Raw genomic sequence first — 15,340 nt, forward strand, 5'->3', positions numbered from 1 at the left:
GGCGGCTGCCGCAGTGACCTCGCTCAGTGAGGAGCCAATTCGTGCGACATCGGCTGCGGCCGTTGTCAACGAGTCGGCTGCTACCACAACAAAGGACACTGCCGCCTCCTAACACGACCTTCACCAGGGCAGCCGTCAGCCGTGGTCGTGCGAGGAGCTCTCTCACCCGGTCCGCTCGATAGCGCGGAATGGGTGATCCTGACTCTGAAACTTGAAAAAGGGGTACCGCCGGCCGATGGCGTGACTGCGAGGATTCAGGTCGCGGGCACCGAGTTCAAGGGCAATCTGCCCACTGGACACACTGGCCTCGGTGAGCACATTGCACACTGGCGGGGCTGGGAGACGTTCGTCCTCAGCCGCAGGGGGCATCGTCGGACACATCGCGGTGGCATCGGCGCCGACGCCAGAGCCGGTATCACCGAAGCCAGAGCAGGTTTCCGGGCGCTGGCATTACTCGAGGTAGCCGGCCTGGTCGAGCGTGACGACGGCCGATGGCGCATCGCTCGCGACTCGTATAGTCAACGGCGGTCGGGGTCTGGACAGGAGGACACGTGGCGGGTCGACCCGTACAGAGCTTTGAAGTCGTCGGTACCGAGCAACTCACCCGGCACATGGTCCGGGTGCGCCTCGGCGGTAGTGGTTTTGACACCTTCGTGCCCAACGGCTTCACCGATTCCTACGTCAAGCTGGTCTTCGTTCCCGACGACATCGACGTGGCTGAGTTGCCGCAGCCGTTGACCTCCGACAGCTTCAACGGGCTGCCACCCGAGAAGCGGCCGCCGGTTCGTACCTTGACCGTTCGTCGGGTCGACAAAGAGGCCCGGGAGATCGTGATCGACATCGCGGTGCACGGCGAACACGGGGTCGCCGGTCAGTGGGCGGCCAACGCCCAACCCGGCCAGCCCATCTACCTGATGGGCCCCAGTGGCGCCTACGCGCCCGACCCCGACGCCGACTGGCACCTGCTTGCCGGTGACGAATCCGCCCTGCCCGCCATCGCAGCGGCGCTGGAGGCGCTTCCTGCCGACGCGGTCGGCAAGGCCTTCATCGAAGTCGCCGGCCCCGAAGACGAGATCCCCTTGACCGCGCCCGAATCCGTCGACGTCAACTGGGTCTACCGGGGTGGTCGGGCCGATCTGGTTCCCGAGGACCGCGCGGGCGACCACGCGCCCCTGATCGAGGCGGTCACCACCACACCCTGGCTCGGCGGGCAGGTTCAGGTGTTCATCCACGGTGAAGCGCAGGCGGTCATGCACAACCTGCGCCCCTACATCCGCAAAGAGCGCGGCGTGGAAGCGAAGTGGGCCTCATCGATCTCCGGCTACTGGCGACGCGGTCGTACCGAGGAGTCGTTCCGGGAGTGGAAAAAGGAACTGGCTCGAGAAGAATCGGGGACTTGATGGCGTACGGCGACTACCAACTCGAGATCTACTTCAAGGGCCTCGCCGGGGTGGTGCCCCAGCTGCCGATGAGCTTCGAGGAGTTGGAGGCCAAGGCCGAAGCGGCGATGCCACCGTCGGTCTGGTCCTACGTCGCCGGCGGCGCGGGCGACGAACGCACCCAACGCGCCAACCGCGAGGCCTTCGATCGTTGGGGCCTGATACCCCGCATGTTCGTGGGCGCCACCGAACGCGACCTGTCCGTCGACCTGTTCGGCCTGACCCTGCCCTCCCCGCTGCTCATGGCGCCGATCGGCGTCATCGGACTCTGCGCCCAGGACGGCCACGGTGACCTGGCCACCGCGCGCGCAGCGGCCCGTACCGGCGTGCCGATGATCGCGTCGACGTTGACGGTCGACCCGATGGAAGACGTTGCCGCCGAGTTCGGCGATACCCCCGGATATTTTCAGCTGTATCCGCCGACCGATCGCGAGGTCGCGGCCAGCCTGGTCAACCGTGCCGAAGCGGCCGGTTACAAGGGCATCATCGTCACCCTGGACACCTGGGTCACCGGCTGGCGGCCCCGCGACCTGAGCACCTCCAATTTCCCCCAGCTGCGCGGGCATTGCCTGGCCAACTACTTCAGCGATCCGGTTTTTCGGGCCGGCCTGCAGCGCCCACCGGAGGAAGACCTGCAGGGCGCGACGCTGCGCTGGGCCCAGATTTTCGGCGGCCCCCTCACCTGGCAAGACCTCCCGTGGCTGCGTTCGCTGACCGACCTGCCGCTGATCCTCAAAGGCATCTGCCACCCCGACGACGCGCGGCGTGCCAAAGACGGCGGTGTGGACGGCATCTACGTCTCCACCCACGGCGGTCGACAAGCCAACGGCGGCCTGCCCTCGCTGGAATGTTTGCCGGGAGTGGTAGAAGCGGCCGACGGGCTGCCGGTGCTGTTCGACTCCGGCATTCGCCACGGCGCCGACGTCGTGAAGGCGTTGGCGCTCGGGGCCACCGCCGTCGCGGTGGGACGCCCCTACGCGTTCGGTCTGGCACTCGGCGGGGTCGACGGGATCGTGCACGTGCTGCGCATGTTGCTGGCCGAGGCCGACCTGATCATGGCGGTCGACGGCTATCCCAACCGCAAAGATCTCACCCCGGAAACATTGCGGCGCGTCTACTGACCTTCGCCACGTCGCACCTGCGACGGTGGGGGAGTGGAGGCCGTCCTCGAGGAATTCGACGAGTACCTGGCGCTGCAATGCGGTCGCTCGGCGCACACCCGTCGCGCGTATCTGGGCGACCTGCGCTCGTTGTTCGCGTTTCTTGACGACCGCGGTGCCAACCTGACGGCCCTGAGCCTGCCGCTACTTCGGTCCTGGCTGGCGACCGCGGCCGGCGCGGGCGCGGCGCGCACCACGTTGGCCCGGCGCACCTCGGCGGTCAAGGCGTTCACCGCCTGGGCTGTGCGGCGCGGAATACTTGCCACAGATCCCGCCGTCCGGCTGCAGACGCCCAAAGCCCATCGGACGCTGCCCGCGGTGCTGCGCCAGGATCAGGCCTTGCAGGCCATGACCGCGGCGAAACTCGGTGCCGAGCAAGGCGATCCGATCGCCCTGCGAGACCGGTTGATCGTCGAGATGTTGTATGCCACTGGAATCCGGGTCAGCGAGCTGTGCGGGCTGGACATCGACGATGTCGACACCCGGCACCGGCTGGTGCGGGTCCTGGGCAAGGGCAACAAGCAGCGTACGGTGCCCTACGGGAATCCGGCCGCGGAAGCGCTGCGGGCTTGGCTCGGCGATGGACGCCCGGCGCTGGCGACCGCGGAGTCCGGCCCGGCGCTGCTGCTCGGTGCTCGCGGCCGGCGACTCGACGTGCGTCAGGCCCGAACCGTGGTGCATCAGACCGTGAGTGCGGTCGACGGCGCTCCCGACATGGGCCCGCACGGACTGCGCCACAGCGCGGCAACTCACCTCCTCGAAGGCGGCGCCGATTTGCGCGTGGTCCAGGAGTTGCTCGGGCACTCCAGCCTGGCCACCACGCAGCTGTACACCCACGTCGCGGTCTCGCGGCTGAGGGCCGTGCACGATCAGGCCCATCCGCGTGCATAGCCGCGTCAGCCGTGTAACGGCTTGAGCCGGATCGGGGTCGACGCCAACAGCCCGACCGGGTCGACATACTGCGCCTCGGAAGCCGGACCCCACATGGCCCCCCAGTGCAGACACGCGGACGCCGGGCAACCGGGATGCCCAGCCATAAGCACACCGAGCACCGACCCTGCGTCCACCACCTGGCCAACCCGGACGTTGGGCTGGACGGGTTCGTAGCTGGTGTGCAGGCCACCGGGGTGGGCCAGTGACACGACCAGCCTGCCCGCCAGCGGCCCGGCGTAGATCACCGTCGCCTCGCCCGCGGCGTACACCGGTTGGTTCGGCACGCCGGCGAGGTCCACACCCCGGTGGCCGGAAGTCCAGTTGGGCGAGGGAGCGTCGAACCCGCGCACCACCGCCGGGGGTGGACGCAGCGGCCAAGCCAGCCTGGGTCCGGCCGCATCCGCCGGCGACGCACTGACCAGAGTCAGCAACGCCCAGAACAGTGTCGGCAGCGGCCCCCGTCGCACTCGCTCAGTGCAACGGATCGACCCTCGCGCGGCCACTCAGCCGCGCGTGTTCTGGGGACAACAAAACTCGGTGTAAACTGCACGACGCAGCTCGTAAAGCGGGCTGACTTCGCGCGCCTGCATCGCGGCCCAGTACTTCGGGGACCCGCAACGGCATGCCGAGCGGTCCCGTGGCCGGCCTCCTGTCAGGAGGGATGGATACGGGTTCGGCATCGCAGCAGACGCCAGGGCCCGGCATCACCCGACGCCGGGCGACAACCGACACAAAAGGATATGGGCCTCACTATGGCTGTCGTAACCATGAAGCAGCTGCTTGACAGCGGCACCCACTTCGGGCACCAGACCCGTCGCTGGAATCCCAAGATGAAGCGGTTCATCTTCACCGACCGCAACGGCATCTACATCATCGACCTGCAGCAGACGCTGACCTTCATCGACAAGGCGTACGAGTTCGTCAAGGAAACCGTCGCCCACGGAGGGACAGTGCTGTTCGTCGGCACCAAGAAGCAGGCGCAGGAGTCCGTCGCCGCCGAGGCGACCCGCGTCGGCATGCCCTACGTGAACCAGCGCTGGCTGGGCGGCATGCTCACCAACTTCTCCACCGTGCACAAGCGGCTGCAGCGCCTCAAGGAGCTCGAGGCCATGGAGCAGACCGGTGGCTTCGAAGGCCGCACCAAGAAGGAAATCCTGGGCCTGACCCGCGAGAAGAACAAGCTGGAGCGCAGCCTCGGCGGTATCCGGGACATGAACAAGGTGCCCTCGGCTATCTGGGTCGTCGACACCAACAAGGAGCACATCGCCGTCGGCGAGGCCCGCAAGCTGGGCATCCCGGTGATCGCGATCCTCGACACCAACTGCGACCCCGACGAGGTCGACTACCCGATCCCGGGCAACGACGACGCGATCCGCTCGGCCGCGCTGCTGACCAAGGTGATCGCCTCCGCGGTCGCCGAGGGGCTGCAGGCCCGCGCCGGCCTGGGCCGCGGCGACGGCAAGCCCGAGGCCGAAGCCGCCGAGCCGCTGGCCGAATGGGAGCAGGAATTGCTGGCCTCCGCTACGGCCACGGCCGAACCGGCCGCCGCGCCCGACACAACCACAGACGCGTCCTAAGAAAGGCTGACCATTGGCGAACTACACCGCTGCCGACGTCAAGCGACTTCGGGAGTTGACCGGTGCCGGCATGCTCGACTGCAAGAACGCACTGGTGGAGACTGACGGCGACTTTGACAAGGCCGTAGAGGCGCTGCGCATCAAGGGCGCCAAGGACGTCGGCAAGCGTGCCGAGCGCGCGACGGCCGAAGGTCTGGTCGCCGCCAAGGGCGGCGCGTTGATCGAGCTGAACTCCGAGACGGACTTCGTCGCCAAGAACGCCGAATTCCAAGAGCTGGCCAACAAGATCGTCGACGCCGCCGTGGCTTCCAAGGCCAAGGATGTGGACACGCTCAAAGCCGCCAGTGTTGGAGACCAGACTGTCGAGGAGGCCATCGCGGCGCTGTCGGCCAAGATCGGTGAGAAGCTGGAACTGCGTCGGGTGGCGCAGTTCGACGGCACCGTGGAGGCCTACCTGCACAAGCGGGCCGCCGACCTGCCTCCCGCGGTGGGTGTGCTCGTCGAGTACACGGGCGACAACTCAGAGGCGGCCCACGCCGCCGCACTGCAGATCGCCGCGCTCAAGGCCCGCTACCTGTCCCGCGACGACGTCCCGGAGGACGTGGTGGCCAGCGAGCGCCGGATCGCCGAGGAAACCGCCAAGGCCGAGGGCAAGCCCGAGCAGGCACTGCCCAAGATCGTCGAGGGCCGGCTCAACGGCTTCTTCAAGGACGCCGTGCTGCTCGAGCAGCCGTCGGTGTCTGACAACAAGAAGACCGTGAAGGCCCTGCTCGACGAGGCAGGCGTGACTGTGACCCGGTTCGTTCGCTTCGAGGTGGGCCAGGCCTAGCGCGCCATGGCACGCGTACACGCCTTCGGGGACGACGCGCTCGGCGATCTCGACGGGATCGCTCTCGCCGAAGAGATCCGCTCGGGCCGGGTCAGCCGGGCCGAGGTCGTCGAGGCGGCCATCGCACGCGCCGAGGCCGTCAATCCAAAGCTCAACGGCCTGGCGTACGCGGCTTTCGACAGTGCGCGCGATCAGGCGCGCCAGGAGAAGCGCGGCCCACGTCCCCACGGCGGCTTCTTCGACGGTGTACCGACCTTCATCAAGGACAACGTCGATGTCGCCGGCGTGCCGTCGATGCACGGAACCGATGCGTGGCAGCCGTTCCCGGCGCCCAAAGACAGCGAGATCACCCGACTGTTGCTGGATACCGGGCTGATCGCGCTTGGCAAGACGCAGCTGTCGGAATTCGGCTTCAGTGCGTCCGCCGAACACCCCCGGCTGGGGGCGGTCCGCAATCCGTGGCACACCGACCACACCGCGGGTGCTTCCTCGTCGGGGTCGGGCGCATTCGTTGCGGCCGGCGTCGTGCCGATCGCACACGCCAATGACGGGGGCGGCTCCATCCGGATCCCGGCCGCGGTCAACGGGCTGGTCGGGCTCAAACCGTCCCGCGGTCGATTGCCGCTGGACCCGGAGTTTCGACGGTTGCCGGTGGGCGTCGTCGCCAATGGGGTGGTCACCCGCTCTGTGCGCGACACCGCGGCCATATTTCGTGAGGCGGAGCGCATCTGGCGCAACCCCAAGCTGCCGCCGATCGGCGACATCACGCGACCGGGTGAGCGGCGCCTGAAGATCGGCGTGATCACGCGTTCGGTGGAGCGGGAGGCCAGCCCCGAAGTCAAGCAGCTGACGTTGAAGACGGCGGCACTGCTCGAGGAGCTGGGCCACCGAGTCGAGCACGTCGACACGCTTCCCGTGCCGGCCAGTTTCGGCGACGATTTCAAGCTGTACTGGGGCCTGCTGGCGCTCGGGCAGATCGGTGTCGGGCGTCGCGCATTCGGCGCTAGTTTCGACCGCGATCGGCTGGACGCGCTGACGTTGGGACTCGCGCGCCGCGCCCGCACCAACATGCACCGGCTCCCGGTAGCGATCGCCCGCCTGCGCAGGACGCGACGGCACACCGTGCGGCTGTTCGGTACCTATGATGTGCTGCTCACGCCGACGCTCGCCGACGTGACCCCGCCGATCGGACACCTGGCACCCACTGATTACCAGCAACTCCTCGACCGGCTGACCGACTGGGTGGCGTTCACGCCGCTCCACAATGTCACCGGCGACCCCGCGATCTCGCTGCCCCTGGCCAACGACGCGGACGGCTTACCGGTGGGGATGATGCTTTCGGCCGAGGTCGGCCACGAGGCGCGGTTGCTGGAATTGGCGTTCGAACTCGAAGAGGCCCATCCGCCGGCCCGTATCCAGGACTGAGCGGACTGCGCGGACGGGAAACGGGGCGTCAGTCCGATCCCAGCAGTTCAAGCATCCGCTTGAAGTCGCGTTGTTCAGCCTCGCTGAGGCGGGCGAGGATGCGGGCATCGGCGCCGCGCACCACGTTTTCAGCGCGTTTGAGCAATTTGCGTCCCTCGGCGGTGAGTGTCGCCGGCAGCGAGCGACCAGAGGACACCGTCGCGGGCCGGCCCACTGCCCCTATCTCCTCCAACCGGCGCAGCACCGTGTTCATGGCTTGCGGCGACACGCCCGCGCGGCGGGCCAGTTCGGCATTGGACGAACCCGGCGATTGCGAAAGGATGCGCAGGCAGACGAACTCGGGAAGCGTGAGGCCGAGCGTTCCCAACGCCGCGGAAACCTCTGGCCGCAGCACCACCCCCACCCGATACAGCAGGTAGCCCAGCGGGGCGTCGTCGGCCTGACCCATGTCAGGGATCTTGACATATAGGGGAGGGCGAAGCCTAACGCTCGGTGGTCCTGACGCTCAGTGGCCTTTGAGCAGTAAGCCGTATCCGTTGGCGATCAGGCTGCACTTGAGCGCGGACGTCGGCGTGTTGTCGGCGAGCCAGGCCCTGATCACGGCGAGCTGTTTGGTGGCCGGCTCGTGGTTGGCGTCGAGCTGCCGCAGCAACTTCGATGCGGTGTTCGGGGCACTCGAAGCGGTGTCGATCATGGCAATTGTCCCTCTCGTGCGGGCGGGTGGTTACCCGAACCGCCCCCTCCGCAAACTTTTCCTGACCCCGCAGTGCGGCCCCACCGGCAAGAACAGGACTTACGACGACGTTGGCTGCTGCCGTGGAAGCTGCGTCTTGACCACTCGCTGGGCGAGTTCGAAGACGGCGTATTGAATTCTTGGGAGCGTCGCGCCAGCAAATCAATAATTCGACGGCAGCGATGTCGAAACGCTCCATCAAAATGCGCTAGGCACGCCCAATCACGTCGCGACTGGCACCTGCGCTGGACGTATGGGCTTCGTCACTACCAAGTGCATTCACCGCAGAACGCGCAGGTCGGACGGACGAGCCCACGGGGCCACCACCCGCGCAGGGTCCGCTCATGTTTGAGGCCGGGGGGCAATGGCTATGGGACAGGGCAGGGGTGGGTCCTCGCATTTGAACTGCGCACACTGCGCCGGCGAGGAATCGCAAGCGACTCAATACGGAGGGAGTCTGTATGAAATTCACCAAGACAGCAGTCAAAACGACCATTGGAGCGGTAGGAATTGCTGCCGCAGCCGCTTTCAGCGCGGCACCAGCAATGGCTGCTCCGAGTATTCACCAGTTCGGCACCAGTGCACCGATCGCTAGTGGTCCGATGGTGACCGCCTACACGGTCAGCAACCTGGAGCAGAGCAGTACGACCATTCCGGGTTACACCCCGAAGGGGCAGCTGTGGGAGGCCGACGTGACGGCGGCGGCCACCAGCGGCACGGTGACCCCACTGGTCTCGTCGTTCCACGCGCGGACGGCGACCGGCCAGAACTACCAGGTCGTCAACACCACGCCGGCGCCCGAGGGGCTTAACCCGGCGCCCATCCCGCAGGGCGGCCAGGCCTCCGGCAAGGTCTACTTCGACGTGACCGGCGCGCCGCCGAACGGTGTCGTGTACAACGACGGCGTCCAGGACGTGTTGATCTGGACGAACAACGTGAGCAACACGGTTCCGGGCGCGGGCACCGTCCCTGCTCCTGAGGGAACTGGCGGCATGGCCCCGGCGCCCAACGGGACCGGCTCCGTGACCCCGGCAACTGAGGGAACCGGCGAAACGTCAGGCGCATGAGCCGCGTAATTCGCTAACAACTCACGCCCCTGCGGGCCCATAGCGGCCCACCGGACCTCCCCGCGTCAATGTCGACGCGGGGAGGTCGTTTTTTTTGGGTACTTGGGACGTGATCGCTGCTGCCAGATCGGGTATGCACCACCAATGACCCGTTCCGATCACCGGCCACCCGAAGTCCGCGAACAAGCTCAAGACCACGCCGATCAAGCCCGCCAGTCCATGCAGGAAAAGCGCGCCAAGCAGGACGGCGGGGTGAGCGGCTGGGTGGCTAGACGTGCCGGCGACTGGGATCTCGAAGGTCAGGACGAAACCACGATGCAACGCCAGAAGTTCTTCTGGAACTTCTTGGTGGACTATTGGTTTCGGATGGAGATCGACGGCTGGGAGAACATCCCGCAACCGCCGGCGCTGCTGATCGGCATCCACTCCGGAGCACCGTTCGTGTGGGACGCCTGGACCGTCGGCCTGCAATGGTGGCGGCGGTTCGGCCCGGAACGTCCGCTGCACGGGACGGCCCACGACGCGCTGATGGCGATACCGGGCTTTGGTCGCTATTTCCGGTCCATGGGTGTCCTGCCCGCTGCCCCGGACGCTATCGCCACCGCGTTGGCCGAAGGCCGGGATGTGGCGCTGTGGCCCGGCGGCGAAGTGGACTCGTTGCGGCCCTGGCGGGAGCGCGACCGCGCCAACCTGGCGGGGCGCACGGGGTTTGTGAAGATGGCGATCCGGGCCGGGGTGCCGATCGTGCCGATCGCGACGGTCGGCGGCGCCGATGCCATGCCCGTGCTGATCCGCGGCGACCGGTTATCGCACACGCTGCGACTCGATCGGTTGCTGCGGCTCAAGGTGTTCCCGCTGGCGATCTCGCTGCCTTGGGGGATCGCGCCGGCGGCACTGCCGCAGCTACCGCTACCGGCCAAGATCAGAACCCGCTTCATGCCCACGGTCGAACTGGACAGCGATGCCGACCGCGCCGAGGACGAAGCCTACGTCGAGGCGAAGTACCACGAGGTGCAGGACAGCATCCAACGGGGGATGGACGCGTTGGCGCGCAAGCGCGCGTTGCCGGTGTTCGCCTGAGCGGCTATCGCGCGACCGACCCGTCGGCAAGCAAGGGCGGCTCGGTGAAAGCCCACCTGGGCTGTGGCGACGTCACCGCCATATAGCCGACGCCGCGCACGGTCTCAACCATCGACTCGTAGTCGGGTCCCAGCTTGGCGCGCAGTCGTCGGACATGGACGTCGACGGTTCGGACCCGCGTCTGGGAGTCATAGCCCCACACCTCACGCATCAGCCGGGTCCGAGAGAATGCCCGCCCAGCGTGCTCTACAAGGAAGTTCAGCAGTTTGAACTCGGTCAGTGTGAGTCCCAGGTCCACCCCGTTCCGGGTGGCGGTGTAGCGGTCCGGGTGCAGCACCAGGTCGCCGAACTGCAGGGTGCCCTGCGAAGCGCTGCGACGACGGGTGATTGCCAAGCGCAGCCGGGTCTGCAACTCGACACCGCTGGCAGCGCCCAGCAGCACGTCATCGAATTGCCAGTCGATGTCGGCATCGACGTAGTCGGCCAGCGCCACCACGGCGACCAGGGCCAATGCCGGTGTACTGGCCGTCAATCGACGGCACGCACGACGGGCCGCCACAAGGTCGGTGCGCGCGTCGATGATCGCGATGTCGGGTTCGCCACCCGGCAGGTTGTGGGCGTCTATGGGCAAGCGCCGAATGATTTGCGCGAACGAGTCCAACGTCGGTAACCCTGACACGAAGTCGGCATCGTTACTAACCAGAAGGACTTCCACGACAACATCTCCCAACCCCTCAACAGGGTCCCACTACTTTGTAGGCACCTCCTTGGGAGATGACTGCTAGCGCAGCGCGGAGTACCCAATACAGGGCGCAACTATGCAAAAGGGTGGCACCGCGTTGTGGATTCACAGGAAAGCGGCGTGAATTCACAGGAAAGCCGATGAGCCCGGCCTGTCCCCACAGACCGGGCCCATCGTTCCGACAAGCTATTGGTGTGACTTCTGGCGCTGCTCGGCCGTCTCGGCCGCAGCGCGGGCGGCTTCCGCCTGGGCTTCCTTCTTGGCGACGTCGCGCTGCGCTTCTGCCTTGTCCTGCTGGGCTTCGCCCTCGTTGATGAGGTCGCCGCGGCCCGTCACGGTGCCAACGACTTCCTTCGCCTTGCCTTTGACTTCCTCGACGACGCCTTTGACGGCCTCGGCGGGACCTGACTTGTTGTCGCCCATGTGAACTCTCCTCGATGATGGAATCTGGTCCGTCGGGCGGTGCACCGCCGCGTTGAAACGATTCCCAAACCGTTCCGCGGTCAAACATGCCGGCTCGGTGGGGGCGGTAGCAGGTCAGCTAAAGCACCCGGCCCACAATGAAGCCTGGCAATGAGGCAGGATGTGAGATGCCGTTCCGGGTGGTTGCCGGGATGGCACTGTCATGCGAGGAGTCTGATGACGGAAACCGAGCCAACGAGCACGAACGGCGGGCGGACCGACCGAGTTTCCCGTTCCTCGTCGCGGTATTCACGAGTGTTGCTCAAGCTCGGCGGCGAGATGTTCGGTGGCGGGCAGGTCGGGCTGGATCCCGACGTGGTGTCCCAGGTGGCTCGGCAGATCGCAGACGTGGTCCGCGACGGCGTGCAGATGGCGGTCGTGATCGGTGGCGGCAACTTCTTCCGCGGCGCGCAACTGCAACAACTCGGTATGGAGCGCACCCGGTCGGACTACATGGGCATGCTCGGCACGGTGATGAACAGCCTTGCTCTGCAGGATTTTCTGGAGAAGGAAGGCATCGTCACTCGGGTTCAGACGGCGATCACCATGGGGCAGGTGGCTGAGCCGTACCTCCCGTTGCGGGCGGTTCGCCACCTCGAAAAGGGCCGGGTGGTGATCTTCGGCGCCGGCATGGGGCTGCCGTATTTCTCCACCGACACGACGGCGGCGCAGCGGGCCCTGGAGATCGACGCGGACGTCGTGTTGATGGCCAAAGCCGTCGACGGCGTGTTCACCGCGGATCCGCGGGTTGACCCCAATGCGGAACTGTTGACCGCGATCAGCCACCGCGAGGTGATCGACCGGGGGCTGCGGGTGGCCGATGCCACCGCGTTCAGCCTGTGTATGGACAATGGCATGCCGATCTTGGTGTTCAACCTGCTGACCGATGGCAATATCGCGCGAGCGGTCTCTGGTGAGAAGATCGGAACGCTGGTTACCACCTGAGCGAAAACCGCGCACATGATTGGCGCCAATGACATGCACAGCGCAGCGATGAGGGGAATACGCGGAAATGATTGAGGAGGCTCTCTTCGACGCCGAAGAGAAAATGGAAAAAGCCGTGGCGGTAGCCCGTGATGACCTGTCAACCATCCGCACCGGGCGCGCCAACCCGGGCATGTTCGCCCGGATCTCGATCGATTACTACGGTTCGCCGACGCCGATCACCCAGCTGTCCAGCATCAATGTGCCCGAAGCGCGGCTGGTGGTGATCAAGCCCTATGAAGCCAGCCAACTGCACGCGATCGAGACGGCGATTCGCAACTCTGACCTGGGCGTCAACCCCACCAATGACGGCACCCTGATTCGGGTCGCGGTACCTCAGCTCACCGAGGAACGCCGCCGGGAGTTGGTCAAGCAGGCCAAGCACAAGGGCGAGGAAGCGAAGGTCTCGGTACGCAACATCCGTCGCAAGGCGATGGAAGAACTGCACCGCATCCGCAAGGACGGCGACGCCGGGGAAGACGAGGTGACTCGGGCCGAGAAAGACCTCGAGAAGACCACGCACCAGTACGTCGCCCAGATCGATGAGCTGGTCAAACACAAGGAAGGCGAGCTGCTGGAGGTCTAGGGACCACTCAGTAGCCGAGTTCATTGACTTCCGTGACAAGTACCGATGCCGGCGCCGGCACCCACCCCGACGAACCGGCGAACGGATCGTCGCAGCCTGCCAAGAAGACGTCGAGGGCTGGACGTAACCTGCCCGCCGCGATCGCGGTAGGCGCCGGCATTGGCGCCGTCCTCATTGCGACGTTGGTACTCGTCCCGCAAAGTTGGATGTTCTATTGCGCCGGGGCAGCCCTGGTAGCAAGCCATGAGGTGGTTCGGCGGCTGCGGGAAGCGGGATATCTGATCCCGGTTATCCCGTTGCTGGTCGGGGGACAGGCCACCGTCTGGTTGACCTGGCCGTATCACGCCAAGGGCGCGCTGGCGGGCTTCGGCGGCATGGTCGTGGTCTGCATGATCTGGCGGTTGTTCATGCAAGATGCCCGCGAGCACAACGGTGAAGGTCCGCCGTCATCGAGCAATTTCTTGCGGGACGTTTCCGCCACGATTTTTCTCTGTGCGTGGGTCCCCCTGTTCGCGGCCTTTGCCGCGATGCTGTACGACCCGCGGCACGGTTCGAACTGGGTGTTCTGCATGATGATCGCGGTGGTGAGCTCCGACACTGGCGGATACGCGGTAGGAGCCCTTTACGGTAAGCATCCGATGGTTCCCGCGATCAGTCCGAAGAAGTCCTGGGAGGGTTTCGCCGGTTCACTGGTCTGCGGAATCACTGCGACTGTGCTTACCGTCACCTTCCTGGCCCACAAGGAGCCGTGGGTTGGCGCGTTGCTGGGGCTGTTGTTCGTGGTCACCACCACGCTCGGCGACCTGGTGGAGTCGCAGGTCAAGCGCGACCTGGGCATCAAAGACATGGGTCGGTTGCTGCCCGGTCACGGTGGCTTGATGGACCGTCTCGACGGTGTGCTGCCGTCGTCGGTGGCCGCATGGACCGTCCTGACATTGCTGCCCTGACGCTTGCCCTGACCGCAATGCGGCGAAACGCGACGATAATGGACGGGTCATGGCTCAACAACTGGTGTTCGAGGCACCGCGTCGGGGGAAACCGCCGCGGCATTTAGCGGACCTCGACGCGGCGGGCCGCGCGGCGGCGGTGGCCGAGCTGGGCCTGCCGGCCTTCCGGGCAAAGCAACTCGCGCACCAGTACTACGGGCGACTGATTGCCGATCCGCGGCAGATGACGGACCTTCCCGCCGCCGTTCGCGAGCAGATCGCCGAGTCGATGTTCCCGACGCTGCTCACCCCGGCGCGTGACGTCACATGCGATGCCGGTCAGACACGGAAGACACTGTGGCGGGCCTTGGACGGCGCCACGGTGGAGTCGGTGCTGATGCGTTACCCCCAGCGCAATACCGTGTGCATCTCGTCGCAAGCCGGCTGCGGCATGGCCTGCCCGTTCTGTGCCACGGGCCAGGGCGGATTGACCCGCAACCTGTCAACGGCCGAGATCGTCGAACAGGTGCGTGCCGGCGCCGCCGCGCTACGCGACGATTTCGGGGATCGGCTGTCGAACGTCGTCTTCATGGGCATGGGGGAGCCGCTGGCCAACTACGCCAGGGTGGTGGCGGCGGTGCGACGCATCACCGAACCTCCGCCGTCCGGCTTCGGGATTTCGGCGCGCTCGGTGACGGTATCGACGGTCGGTCTGGCCCCGGCAATTCGCAAGCTTGCCGACGAACGGCTCGGTGTGACGCTGGCGCTGTCCTTGCACGCGCCCGACGATGAACTGCGCGACACGCTTGTGCCCGTCAACAACCGGTGGAAGATCAGCGAGGCGTTGGACGCCGCTCGGTACTACGCCGACGTCACGGGCCGGCGGGTATCGGTCGAATACGCGCTGATCCGCGACGTCAACGACCAGCCGTGGCGGGCAGATCTGCTGGGCAAGCGGCTGCACCGGGCGCTCGGGCCGCTGGTCCACGTGAACCTGATTCCGCTCAATCCGACGCCGGGCAGCGACTGGGATGCGAGCCCCAAGCCGGTGGAGCGGGAATTCGTCAAACGCATTCGTGCGCAAGGGGTTTCGTGTACGGTGCGGGACACTCGCGGCAGAGAGATCAGCGCCGCCTGCGGACAGCTGGCCGCCGAAGGCGGGTAGCTGGAGCGCAGGCGAATCAGGTCCAGCCTGTGGACAGCTGGCCGCCGAAGGCGGGTAGCTGGAGCGCAGGCGAATCAGGTCCAGCCTGTGGACAGCTGGCCGCCGAAGGCGGGTAGCTGGAGCGCAGGCGAATCAGGTCCAGCCTGTGGACAGCTGGCCGCCGAAGGCGGGTAGCTGGAGCGCAGGCGAATCAGGTCCAGCCTGTGGACAGCTGGCCGCCGAAGGCGGGTAG

17 protein-coding genes are annotated in these 15,340 nt (G+C 66.4%); 12 read left to right on the top strand and 5 right to left on the bottom strand.

All coding sequences use genetic code 11. The annotated features are described in order from the left end of the window. Positions 1-551: 551 nt before the first annotated feature. The 3 genes from BST27_RS20780 to BST27_RS20790 are packed head-to-tail and all read left to right on the top strand — an operon-like array spanning position 552 to position 3,490. Entirely contained in the window at positions 552-1,400 is an 849-nt protein-coding gene (locus tag BST27_RS20780) for a siderophore-interacting protein (RefSeq protein WP_069418913.1), read from the top strand. Then, positions 1,400-2,560 (top strand): alpha-hydroxy-acid oxidizing protein, encoded by a 1,161-nt coding sequence (locus BST27_RS20785; protein ID WP_069418914.1) that lies wholly within the window; start codon positions 1,400-1,402, stop codon positions 2,558-2,560. Before BST27_RS20780 ends, BST27_RS20785 begins: the two co-directional genes overlap by 1 nt. A gap of 33 nt (positions 2,561-2,593) precedes the next feature. Next, positions 2,594-3,490, top strand: a complete 897-nt coding sequence (locus BST27_RS20790; protein WP_069418915.1) for a tyrosine recombinase XerC — start codon at positions 2,594-2,596, stop codon at positions 3,488-3,490. Positions 3,491-3,495: 5 nt separating this feature from the next. On the opposite strand, the gene BST27_RS20795 is transcribed toward BST27_RS20790, so the two are convergent. Further along, positions 3,496-3,975: a murein hydrolase activator EnvC family protein gene (locus BST27_RS20795; protein ID WP_069418962.1), complete on the bottom strand. Its 480-nt coding sequence runs from the start codon at positions 3,973-3,975 to the stop codon at positions 3,496-3,498. A gap of 309 nt (positions 3,976-4,284) precedes the next feature. On the opposite strand from BST27_RS20795, the gene rpsB reads away from it, so the two are divergent. The 3 genes from rpsB to BST27_RS20810 are packed head-to-tail and all read left to right on the top strand — an operon-like array spanning position 4,285 to position 7,363. Then, positions 4,285-5,109, top strand: coding sequence for a 30S ribosomal protein S2 (gene rpsB / locus BST27_RS20800; protein WP_069418916.1), 825 nt, complete (start codon positions 4,285-4,287; stop codon positions 5,107-5,109). Positions 5,110-5,122: 13 nt separating this feature from the next. Then, entirely contained in the window at positions 5,123-5,938 is an 816-nt protein-coding gene (tsf, locus tag BST27_RS20805) for a translation elongation factor Ts (protein WP_069418917.1), read from the top strand. Between the two features lie 6 nt (positions 5,939-5,944). Then, complete coding sequence (locus tag BST27_RS20810) at positions 5,945-7,363, top strand: amidase (protein WP_069418918.1); 1,419 nt, start codon at positions 5,945-5,947, stop codon at positions 7,361-7,363. Between the two features lie 28 nt (positions 7,364-7,391). On the opposite strand, the gene BST27_RS20815 is transcribed toward BST27_RS20810, so the two are convergent. Together BST27_RS20815 and BST27_RS20820 are read right to left on the bottom strand one after the other, a co-directional pair. Further along, entirely contained in the window at positions 7,392-7,811 is a 420-nt protein-coding gene (locus BST27_RS20815; RefSeq protein WP_069418919.1) for a MarR family winged helix-turn-helix transcriptional regulator, read from the bottom strand. Positions 7,812-7,868: 57 nt separating this feature from the next. Next, positions 7,869-8,057 carry a hypothetical protein gene (locus BST27_RS20820; protein WP_069418920.1) on the bottom strand — a complete coding sequence of 63 codons (189 nt, stop codon included), beginning with the start codon at positions 8,055-8,057 and terminating at the stop codon, positions 7,869-7,871. A 500-nt stretch (positions 8,058-8,557) separates the two neighbouring features. On the opposite strand from BST27_RS20820, the gene BST27_RS20825 reads away from it, so the two are divergent. After that, the gene (locus tag BST27_RS20825; RefSeq protein ID WP_069418921.1) at positions 8,558-9,163 is read left to right on the top strand and encodes an MPT63 family protein; all 606 of its coding nucleotides are present in this window, start codon (positions 8,558-8,560) and stop codon (positions 9,161-9,163) included. Between the two features lie 144 nt (positions 9,164-9,307). Beyond that, positions 9,308-10,243: a lysophospholipid acyltransferase family protein gene (locus BST27_RS20830; RefSeq protein ID WP_069418922.1), complete on the top strand. Its 936-nt coding sequence runs from the start codon at positions 9,308-9,310 to the stop codon at positions 10,241-10,243. Positions 10,244-10,247: 4 nt separating this feature from the next. On the opposite strand, the gene BST27_RS20835 is transcribed toward BST27_RS20830, so the two are convergent. Both BST27_RS20835 and mbp1 read right to left on the bottom strand, forming a co-directional pair. Then, positions 10,248-10,958, bottom strand: a complete 711-nt coding sequence (locus BST27_RS20835) for a winged helix-turn-helix domain-containing protein (RefSeq protein WP_069418923.1) — start codon at positions 10,956-10,958, stop codon at positions 10,248-10,250. A gap of 213 nt (positions 10,959-11,171) precedes the next feature. Further along, complete coding sequence (mbp1, locus tag BST27_RS20840; protein ID WP_069418924.1) at positions 11,172-11,408, bottom strand: microaggregate-binding protein 1; 237 nt, start codon at positions 11,406-11,408, stop codon at positions 11,172-11,174. Between the two features lie 216 nt (positions 11,409-11,624). On the opposite strand from mbp1, the gene pyrH reads away from it, so the two are divergent. From pyrH to rlmN, 4 genes are all read left to right on the top strand, one after another. Beyond that, positions 11,625-12,392, top strand: coding sequence for a UMP kinase (pyrH, locus tag BST27_RS20845; RefSeq protein ID WP_069418925.1), 768 nt, complete (start codon positions 11,625-11,627; stop codon positions 12,390-12,392). A 67-nt stretch (positions 12,393-12,459) separates the two neighbouring features. Continuing rightward, positions 12,460-13,017, top strand: coding sequence for a ribosome recycling factor (gene frr, locus BST27_RS20850; protein WP_069418926.1), 558 nt, complete (start codon positions 12,460-12,462; stop codon positions 13,015-13,017). 32 nt (positions 13,018-13,049) lie between these two features. After that, positions 13,050-13,964: a phosphatidate cytidylyltransferase gene (locus BST27_RS20855; RefSeq protein WP_069418927.1), complete on the top strand. Its 915-nt coding sequence runs from the start codon at positions 13,050-13,052 to the stop codon at positions 13,962-13,964. A 49-nt stretch (positions 13,965-14,013) separates the two neighbouring features. Further along, entirely contained in the window at positions 14,014-15,108 is a 1,095-nt protein-coding gene (rlmN, locus tag BST27_RS20860; protein ID WP_069418928.1) for a dual-specificity RNA methyltransferase RlmN, read from the top strand. The last annotated feature ends 232 nt before the right edge of the window (positions 15,109-15,340 follow it).

The organism is Mycobacterium intermedium (genome assembly GCF_002086275.1).
GTDB classification, from domain to species: Bacteria; Actinomycetota; Actinomycetes; order Mycobacteriales; family Mycobacteriaceae; genus Mycobacterium; species Mycobacterium intermedium.